Origin of the sequence: Mesorhizobium sp. M1396, assembly GCF_040317725.1 — a bacterium.
Taxonomy (GTDB): Bacteria; Pseudomonadota; Alphaproteobacteria; order Rhizobiales; family Rhizobiaceae; genus Mesorhizobium.
Map to the genome: position 1 here is coordinate 1 of NZ_JAMYLA010000140.1, position 1,476 is coordinate 1,476.

Sequence of the window (1,476 nt, forward strand, 5' to 3'; positions counted from 1 at the left end):
GCGGTCAAGCACGCGCTCGAGGGCTATTCGGAATCGCTCGATCACGAGGTTCGTGCCTTCAATATCCGCGTCTCGGTCATCGAGCCGGCATTCGTCCGCACCGTCTTCGACCAGAACGGGATCGAGCCGGATTCTCTGTTGAAAGAATACGATCGGGCTCGAGCCGGGCTCGAAGCGCTCCTTCGCGATGTGATGCCCGTAGCCGACCGACCGGAAGTGGTGGCGCAGGTGGTCGTCAAGGCGGCGACCGAGGCCAATCCGCGACGGCACTACACCGCCGGCAAGGCAGCGCGGCAGGTCAGCCTGCTGCGCCGCTTCGCCCCCGCGGGAATATTCGACAAGAGCCTGCGCAAGCAGTTCCGCCTGCCGGTTTGAACAACAGCGAGCAGAAGGTTTCACGCACATGCGATTAGCAACGACAACGCAATTGCCCGGGCCCCACCAGATGGAGGTGCCAAGCATGACGCATGGATTCAATCAGTCGCCCCGCTCACCGGCATCGTTCCAGGACACGCCAACGCGCTCGGTGCATGTCGGCGGCACGGCGTTCGTCTACCGGGAACTCGGCCCCAAGACCGGCGTACCGGTGATCCTGCTCAACCATCTCGGCGCTCAACTGGACAATTTTGATCCACGCATCGTCGATGGCCTCGCCGCGAACCGTCGAGTGATTGCCTTCGACAACAGGGGCATCGGTGCTTCGGGCGGCAAAACGCCGTCAAGCATAGCCGGGATGGCACGGGATGCGGTCGCCTTCATCAGGGCGTTGGGGTTCGAGCAAGTCGATCTCTTCGGCTTTTCGCTCGGCGGCTTCGTGGCGCAGGAGATTGTGCTGACCGAGCCCACGCTTGTGCGCAAGCTAATCCTGGCCGGCACCGGGCCGGCCGGTGGCGAAGGCATCGACAAGGTGACGCCGTTGACGATCTTCGACATGATCAAGGGGGCGCTCACTCTTCGGGATCCGAAATACTATCTCTTCTTCACAAGGACGGCGAATGGGCGCCGCGCCGCCAAAGCATTCCTGCAGCGGCTGACGGAGCGCCAGGCCGATCGCGACAAGCCGGTATCGCTGAGCGCGTTCGGCGCCCAGCTCAAGGCGATCAAGGCTTACGGACTGCAGGCGCCGCAAGACCTGAGCGCCATCCGCATTCCTGCCTTGGTTGCGAACGGCGATCACGACAGGATGGTGCCAAGCGGCAACACCCACGATCTCGCCCGGCGTATCCCTGGGGCGCAACTGGTGATCTATCCGGATGCCGGGCACGGCGGGGTCTTCCAGAACCACGCCGATTTCGTCTTGAAAGCCCTGGCCTTTCTCGATGCCTGACGCCTCTCCTCCGGGCGGTTCCCTCCCGGAGCATCAACAAACATTTTCAGAAAGTCACTGCCATGAAGGCATTCGTCGTCGACAAATATAGCAAGAAGGACACTCTGCGATTGGCCGAGATGCCGGAACCGGAACTCGGGGATAGCGAT

General features: G+C 62.3%; 2 protein-coding genes. Both read left to right on the forward strand.

Annotated features, from left to right (window positions below; translation table 11 throughout):
• Positions 1 to 375, forward strand: a 375-nt coding sequence (locus NKH02_RS34305) for a Rossmann-fold NAD(P)-binding domain-containing protein (RefSeq protein WP_502913896.1), incomplete at its 5' end; no start/stop codon positions are given.
• 85 nt (positions 376 to 460) lie between these two features.
• Positions 461 to 1,327 (forward strand): alpha/beta fold hydrolase, encoded by an 867-nt coding sequence (locus NKH02_RS34310; RefSeq protein ID WP_352884255.1) that lies wholly within the window; start codon positions 461 to 463, stop codon positions 1,325 to 1,327.
• Positions 1,328 to 1,476 lie beyond the last annotated feature (149 nt).

Bases quoted from the DNA above. Each gene is read 5' to 3' on its own strand.
- NKH02_RS34310 (WP_352884255.1), top strand. From the start codon at position 461: ATGACGCATGGATTCAATCAGTCGCCCCGCTCACCGGCATCGTTCCAG.